At 35.9% G+C, this 7,089-nt stretch carries 10 protein-coding genes; 9 read left to right on the forward strand and 1 reads right to left on the reverse strand.

Annotated elements, in window-relative coordinates; translation table 11 throughout:
- The first annotated feature begins 466 nt into the window (after positions 1 to 466).
- The 7 genes from B0A65_RS18215 to B0A65_RS18245 are packed head-to-tail and all read left to right on the forward strand — an operon-like array spanning position 467 to position 5,857.
- Entirely contained in the window at positions 467 to 1,594 is a 1,128-nt protein-coding gene (locus tag B0A65_RS18215) for an NAD(P)/FAD-dependent oxidoreductase (protein ID WP_074663890.1), read from the forward strand.
- Entirely contained in the window at positions 1,595 to 2,308 is a 714-nt protein-coding gene (locus B0A65_RS18220; protein WP_074663893.1) for a methyltransferase domain-containing protein, read from the forward strand.
- Entirely contained in the window at positions 2,305 to 3,357 is a 1,053-nt protein-coding gene (locus B0A65_RS18225; protein ID WP_074663920.1) for a type III polyketide synthase, read from the forward strand. Before B0A65_RS18220 ends, B0A65_RS18225 begins: the two co-directional genes overlap by 4 nt.
- A gap of 17 nt (positions 3,358 to 3,374) precedes the next feature.
- The gene (locus B0A65_RS18230) at positions 3,375 to 3,812 is read left to right on the forward strand and encodes a 3-hydroxyacyl-ACP dehydratase FabZ family protein (RefSeq protein WP_074663894.1); all 438 of its coding nucleotides are present in this window, start codon (positions 3,375 to 3,377) and stop codon (positions 3,810 to 3,812) included.
- Positions 3,809 to 5,083, forward strand: a complete 1,275-nt coding sequence (locus B0A65_RS18235; protein ID WP_074663897.1) for a beta-ketoacyl-[acyl-carrier-protein] synthase family protein — start codon at positions 3,809 to 3,811, stop codon at positions 5,081 to 5,083. Before B0A65_RS18230 ends, B0A65_RS18235 begins: the two co-directional genes overlap by 4 nt.
- 4 nt (positions 5,084 to 5,087) lie before the next feature.
- Positions 5,088 to 5,342 carry an acyl carrier protein gene (locus B0A65_RS18240; RefSeq protein ID WP_074663899.1) on the forward strand — a complete coding sequence of 85 codons (255 nt, stop codon included), beginning with the start codon at positions 5,088 to 5,090 and terminating at the stop codon, positions 5,340 to 5,342.
- Positions 5,339 to 5,857 carry a 4'-phosphopantetheinyl transferase family protein gene (locus tag B0A65_RS18245; protein ID WP_074663902.1) on the forward strand — a complete coding sequence of 173 codons (519 nt, stop codon included), beginning with the start codon at positions 5,339 to 5,341 and terminating at the stop codon, positions 5,855 to 5,857. The genes B0A65_RS18240 and B0A65_RS18245 overlap by 4 nt, the downstream gene beginning before the upstream one ends.
- Positions 5,858 to 6,322: 465 nt before the next feature.
- Here B0A65_RS18245 and B0A65_RS18250 read toward each other — a convergent pair whose 3' ends face one another.
- The gene (locus B0A65_RS18250) at positions 6,323 to 6,598 is read right to left on the reverse strand and encodes a hypothetical protein (protein ID WP_074663904.1); all 276 of its coding nucleotides are present in this window, start codon (positions 6,596 to 6,598) and stop codon (positions 6,323 to 6,325) included.
- Between the two features lie 25 nt (positions 6,599 to 6,623).
- Here B0A65_RS18250 and B0A65_RS18255 point away from each other — a divergent pair, with 25 nt between their 5' ends.
- A complete protein-coding gene (locus B0A65_RS18255) occupies positions 6,624 to 6,749 on the forward strand; it encodes an IS110 family transposase (RefSeq protein ID WP_242670310.1) in 126 nt (41 codons plus the stop codon).
- A gap of 49 nt (positions 6,750 to 6,798) precedes the next feature.
- The gene (locus tag B0A65_RS18260) at positions 6,799 to 7,056 is read left to right on the forward strand and encodes a hypothetical protein (protein WP_074663907.1); all 258 of its coding nucleotides are present in this window, start codon (positions 6,799 to 6,801) and stop codon (positions 7,054 to 7,056) included.
- Positions 7,057 to 7,089 lie beyond the last annotated feature (33 nt).

The raw sequence follows: 7,089 nt of genomic DNA on the forward strand, positions 1-7,089 counted from the left end.
AAGCAAAAGAATAATACAACTTCTTGTTAGTTCGTTAGTACTCTAATTTCTGTGCATGATTTAATATTGAAATAGCAAAATTGAATTTGGTGCAGAATCGGTGCACAGAGGTTCAAGACATAGATAAAAGTGAGATATACAGCGGTTTCCAAGCTAAAAGTTCGAATCCTGCTCTCCCCACTAAAAGGGTAAAAGAAGTAAAAAGGTCACTTTTTCAATCTTTTCAAAAACCCGCAAAAAACGTGGTAAAACCTGCAAATCCTAGGATTCGCAGGTTTTTTGCTTTTAAAGCAGTTTTCAAACTTTATAAAAATGCCCATAATTTCTATGGCAGAATCGTGGCCCAAACTATTTAGAGTGGATAGCTTTTCTTCCACAAAAAGTTAAGATGGTTTTATAAGAAAATGAGAAAGAAAAGATTAATAACTTAATTGGAATGCTGAAATTTTATCACTAAATTGGTAAAATGGAAACAAATTCTGATGTCTTGATTATTGGTGGCGGACTTGCTGGTTTGACAGCGGCTATTCACCTATCACAAAATAATTTGAAAGTAACCCTAATCGAAAAATCTTCTTATCCGCGACATAAAGTTTGTGGCGAATATATTTCGAATGAGATTTTACCTTATCTTAGATCTCTTGGCATCAATATTTCTGAACTTAATCCCACAAAAATCTCCAAGTTCGAATTTAGCACCAATAGTGGAAAAACGGCAAAGGCACAACTTCCGCTAGGCGGATTTGGTATCAGTCGATATGTACTTGATGATTTTTTATATCAAAAAGCTTTATCAAACAATTGTACTATAATTAAAGAAAATGTTATTGATGTATCCTTCAGTAATGATTTTTTCAGTGCTACAACTGCAAATCAAATGGTAACGGCAAAAATAGTATTAGGTGCATTTGGCAAACGTTCTAATGTCGACCAGCTTTTAGATCGTAATTTCTTCCATAAAAAATCGCCATGGTTAGCAGTAAAAGGGCATTATTCAGGAAATTTAGATAATGATGTTGTAGCGCTGCACAATTTTAAAGGAGGTTATTGTGGCGTTTCAAAGGTAGAGCATAACATCATTAACATTTGTTATCTTGCCGATTACGCTACTTTTAAGCAATATAAAAACATTGAGGATTATCAGCAAAATGTGCTTTATAAAAACAAACATCTTAAATCTGTTTTTGAAAACAGCAGCCTTCTTTTTGATAAACCTTTAACGATAAGTCAGATTTCGTTTGAAAAAAAACAACCTGTAGAAAATCATATCATAATGATTGGCGATACTGCAGGACTTATTCACCCGCTTTGTGGTAACGGAATGGCGATGGCTATACATAGCGCAAAAATAGCATCCGAATTAATCCTAGCCTTTTATACAGATAAGATTATTTCCAGAGATCAATTAGAAAAAAAATACATAAAAGAATGGAATAAACATTTTGGAAAAAGAATATTTATGGGTAGAATTTTGGCTCGAATCTTAACCAACAAAGCAATAACCAATATGTTCGTTTCATTAGTGGCATCATATCCTAAAATTCTACCTGAGATAATAAAACAAACTCACGGTAAACCTATACCAATTAATTAAATGGCTCTAGACATCAAATTCAGAACAAAGGAAGCCGAAATAATGGATGATTTTTCTCTCCAGGGAGAAGAACTCCGAGAGGCACTCGACCAAATTGCCCGTATTAATCAATTGCTTGGAGGTAACAAAGTTATTCTGCAGGGAATAAAGGAATTATTAAAACAATCCCACAATGCTAAGACTATTTCTATAGCAGATATAGGCTGTGGTAATGGTGATATGCTCCGTATGCTGGCCAAATTTGGTAAGAAAAACAAACTTACTTTTCAGCTTACCGGTATTGATGCCAATGAGTTTACGATCAATTATGCCAAAAAATTATCACAAGAATACTCCAATATCGAATACAAATGTTTGGATATTTTTAGCGAAGATTTTAAAACCATAAAGTTTGACATCATTTTATGCACCCTGACCCTCCACCATTTCACCAACGAACAAATATTAAAAATAATTAGTATCTTTAATAATAATGCTGAAATCGGCATCATTATCAACGATTTGCATCGAAGTAAAACTGCTTACAGACTTTTTGAACTGATCTGTTTTGTTTTTAATCTGAACAGCATGTCACGTGAAGATGGACTGATTTCTATCCTGAGAGGATTTAGAAAAAAAGAACTCGTGGAGTTTTCTAAAAAACTAGATTTAAAAAACTATACCATAAACTGGAAATGGGCATTTCGCTACCAGTGGATAATTACAAAAAAATGAGTGTAAAAATAGTAACGGTTGCCAAGCAACTTCCAAAATATTCGCGTGCAACGGCTGATATACTTCCAATGCTGGATGGCTGGCTGCATGAACAAGATGATCGTTTTATAAAAAAAGTCAAAAAGATTTTTGAAGGCGCTGCAGTAGACAAACGTTATTCGATAATGGATCCGGAAGAAGTTTTTACCGCAACATCATTTGAAGAAAAAAATGACATTTATACGCGTGAAGTCATTATTTTAGGCGAACAAGTGCTGCAACAAGCACTCGAAAAAGCCAATTGGGATCCGCAAAGTTTAGATTATATTATTACCGTAAGCTGTACCGGAATCATGATTCCATCCTTAGACGCATACCTTATTAATAAAATGAAGCTGAGGCAGGATATTGTGCGCCTTCCGGTAACAGAAATGGGGTGCGCAGCCGGAATTTCTGGTATTATCTATGCTAAGAATTTTCTAAAAGCAAATCCCGGAAAACGTGCAGCAGTTATCGCTGTAGAGTCTCCAACGGCGACATTTCAGCTTGATGATTTTTCGATGCCTAATATTGTAAGTGCTGCCATTTTTGGAGATGGAGCTGCCTGTTGTTTGTTATCTTCCCACACAGACGATCAGGGGCCGAAAATAGTGAGTGAAGAAATGTATCATTTTTATGAAGCAGAACATATGATGGGTTTTAAACTCACCAATAGCGGACTACAAATGGTATTGGATATAGAAGTTCCGGACACGATCGCTTCTCATTTTAGCGATATTATCCATCCATTTCTGCTAAAGAACAATTTAGAAATCAAAGACATTGACTACATGATTTTTCATCCTGGCGGAAAAAAAATCATTACAACCGTTGAAGCACTTTTTTCAGGATTAGGAAAAAATATAAATGACACCAAAGAAGTGCTGAAAGAATACGGCAATATGTCGAGTGCAACTGTATTGTATGTTTTAGAGCAAATTATGGATAAAAACCCAAAAAAGGGAGAAAAGGGTTTGATGCTGAGTTTTGGGCCCGGATTTTCGGCACAAAGAATTTTATTACAATGGTAATTATTTAGAAAAAAAATATGGAACTGACTGATATTTTAGCAAAACTGCCTTATATCAAACCTTTTTTGTTTGTAGATGAATTACTTCACGTAGATGAAAATAGTATTAGTGGCACCTATACTTATAGCGAAGATCTGGATTTTTATAAAGGTCATTTTAAAGATAATCCGGTAACTCCGGGCGTTATCCTTACAGAAACCATGGCTCAGATTGGCCTGGTTTGTCTTGGTATCTATCTTATGGGCGATACTTTTACCAAAGATACCGTAATCGCTTTTACCTCTGCCGATATGCAGTTTTTAAAACCCGTTTATCCTAACGAAAAAATAACGGTTACATCTCAAAAAACATTTTTCAGGTTTGGAAAATTGAAGTGCAATGTAATTATGAAAAACGAAGCTGGACAAGAAGTTTGCAAAGGTTTTTTGGCTGGCATGATAACCAATAAATTATGAGTAAGCGAGTTGTAATAACAGGATTGGGCGTCGCAGCTCCTAACGGAGTTGGTATCGCAGCCTTTAACCACGCCATAAAAAATGGTATATCAGGAATTCGACATGATGAACAATTACAGGAATTACAGTTTTCCTGCCAGATAGCGGGTAAACCTCAAATTTCTGAAGAGCTCAAAGCGCAATATTTTACAGAACTGGAACTGCGTGGTTTTAACAGCACTGGTATTTTGTATGGCGTTATTGCAGGAATGGAAGCATGGAAAAATGCTGGATTACCAATCGAAACAAACGACAAACCAGACTGGGACAGCGGAACTATTTTCGGATCGGGAACATCCGGGATTGATAAATTCCGCGAAAGCATTTATAAAATTGACGAATTGCAAACTCGTAGATTAGGCAGTACTGTTGTGGCCCAAACCATGAATAGCGGTGTTAGCGCTTATCTGGGTGGCAAATTGGGCCTAGGTAATCAGGTAACTACCAATTCGTCTGCCTGCACCACAGGAACCGAAGCTATTATGATGGCTTACGACCGCATACAGGCTGGACAGGCAAAGCGAATATTAGCCGGTAGTACTGGTGATAGTGGCCCTTATATTTGGGCAGGATTTGATGCGCTTCGTGTCTGCAGTTCAAAATACAACGATAATCCGGAGCTAGGTTCACGACCTATGAGTGCTTCAGCTGCAGGATTTGTTCCGGGAAGTGGTGCTGGAGCTTTGGTAATAGAAGATTTAAAAAGTGCTTTAGAACGTGGTGCGACGATTTATGCCGAAATTTTAGGTGGAAATGTTAACTCGGGCGGGCAACGTGGTAATGGCAGTATGACGGCACCAAACAGTACAGCCGTGCAACGCTGTATTACAAACGCAATTTCTAATTCCGGTATTTCAGCTGATCAAATTGATGCTATAAACGGACATCTAACGGCAACCACAAAAGACAGCCTTGAAATTGAAAACTGGACAAAAGCACTTAATAGAAGAGGAAATAATTTTCCATATATCAATTCTTTAAAAAACATGACCGGACATTGCTTAAGCGCAGCCGGAAGTATCGAAAGCGTAGCAACCGTTTTGCAGCTTCATGAAGGTTTTATATTTGGAAATACAAATTGCGAAGATCTTCATCCCGAAATTAGCGCTCTTATAAATCCTTTAAAAGTACCTTTAAAAACAATTGATAGTAACCCCATTATTATTGCCAAAGCAAGTTTTGGTTTTGGTGATGTAAATGCCTGCATAATTTTTAAAAAATTTCAAAAATAATAATATGAACAAGGAAGAAATTATTGCCAAATTAAAATTGATCATAAAGCCTTACACTACTAATACAGAAGCATATGACAACCTTACCGAGGATACTGATTTTATTAATGATTTAAGTATTAATTCGGCTAATCTAGTAGACATTATTCTTGATATTGAAGAAGCTTTTGATGTTGTAATTGACAATACTGATATGGAACGCATGCTTGATGTAAAAACGGCTGTCGAAATTATTGAAACTAAACTAGCCCAAAAATGATTGGCAATGACGTGATTGATATTCTGCAATCCCGCAAAGAAAGCAATTGGCGGCGTAAGGGGTTTATCGAAAAAATATTCACCCTTGACGAGCAATTGCTTATTGCAGGCGCTGCAGATCCCGAAATCATGGTTTGGATACTTTGGAGCATGAAAGAAGCTGCCTACAAAGTGTACAATCGCCAGACAAAAATAAGGGAATATATACCCCTAAGGCTGGTTTGCTCTTTAGTATCGCAAAACCACAACAGCATTAAAGGAAGTGTCATTTGTTCCGGTAAAACCTTCCACACTAGCACTATTTTATCTCAGGATTATATTCATACTATTGCGATTAGTCATTTTGAGGACTTGAATAAAATAATAGAAATTGAAAAACAAGTTACCTCAAAAGACAAGAATGGCCTTCCGTATTTATCCAATCCTTTTCTAAATAGTATTCAGTTTGCTTCTATAAGCAATCATGGCCGGTTTGAAAAAGTGGTGACTATTAGCAGCTCTCGCAACTGCAATTAAGAAATTTTCTTTATATTATTAGAGATTTTATTTACCCTGAATATTTTCTATGGAGTGATTTAGAGTGGATACCTTTTTTGCCACTAAAAATTAAGACTATCAAAATAGTTATTATCTTGAACCCAACTAAAAAACAAAAAGCCCTAAATTATTAGGGCTTTTGTTGCTAATTTGGCTTGTCCTTAGATTGCGATGTACAAAAGTATCTCATATAAATCTATCTAATCTTTTATATTCTATTTTTTGAATTAATTAAAAATAACCGCATGATTTTTTTCTAATCTTACTTTTGAAGCGGAATTTTTTGCTGTAATTTTTTTGCCTTCTGATCGTTTCACTTCTCCTTGGTATTGCATCGTAAAATTAACATCGTTCTGGCTTGAAGCTAGTACTCCGTCTTTGTAATAGTCTGCCGTTCCTTTTCCTATAAAACTGACTTTATAAATTTCACCGTTTTCAATAACCTTAAAAAATTCCGCTGGAAGGCCTTATACTTACTCCAGTAGTAACCAACATGGCTGCTTTTTCCGCATTAATATTTTTACCAAGTAATGATTGTCCCCATTTTGTAAAGGTATAAGCTGTCGCATCTGAATAACCTCCGAAATTATAATCTCCCTTTGATAAATTACTTTGAAGTGAGGAAAACAGTTCAAAATAAACCACCGCTCCATCCTCTGTTCCGGAAATCGATTTAGATTTTAAGGAGAAATCGATATTATATGCATTTCCTCTAAACAAATCATAATTATCCAGTTATGCGGGACTGGATGTAAAAGAAAAGCAATCTGGCACATCAGTAAAAGGAAAGCCCAGAATATCTAAAAAAGGAAATAGAGCCTTAAGAAAATCAATGCACTTACCGGCATTTGACGGCAGTAAAATGGGATGACCATTTTAGGTAAATATATGCAAGACTAGTATCCAAACATGGAATTAAAATGAAGGCATTTATGCTTAATTTTTGCTGCTCCTCAGATTTACGTGTTGATCCATTAAAAATCTTACTGCAAAGAACGCAAAGGGATACGCAAAACTCGCAAAGTTACACCCCACAACTTTGCGAACTTAATAAAGACAACCACAAACACAAAGAAAAAAAAATCTTTGCGCTCTTTGCGGTTAAAAATCTTATCGCAAAGAACGCAAAGGGATACGCAAAGCTCGCAAAGTTACACCACACAGCTTTGCGAACTTAATAAAGACAACCACAAACACAAAAAAAAATCTTT

Origin of the sequence: Flavobacterium frigidimaris (assembly GCF_002217275.1) — a bacterium.
Classification (GTDB): domain Bacteria; phylum Bacteroidota; class Bacteroidia; order Flavobacteriales; family Flavobacteriaceae; genus Flavobacterium; species Flavobacterium aquidurense.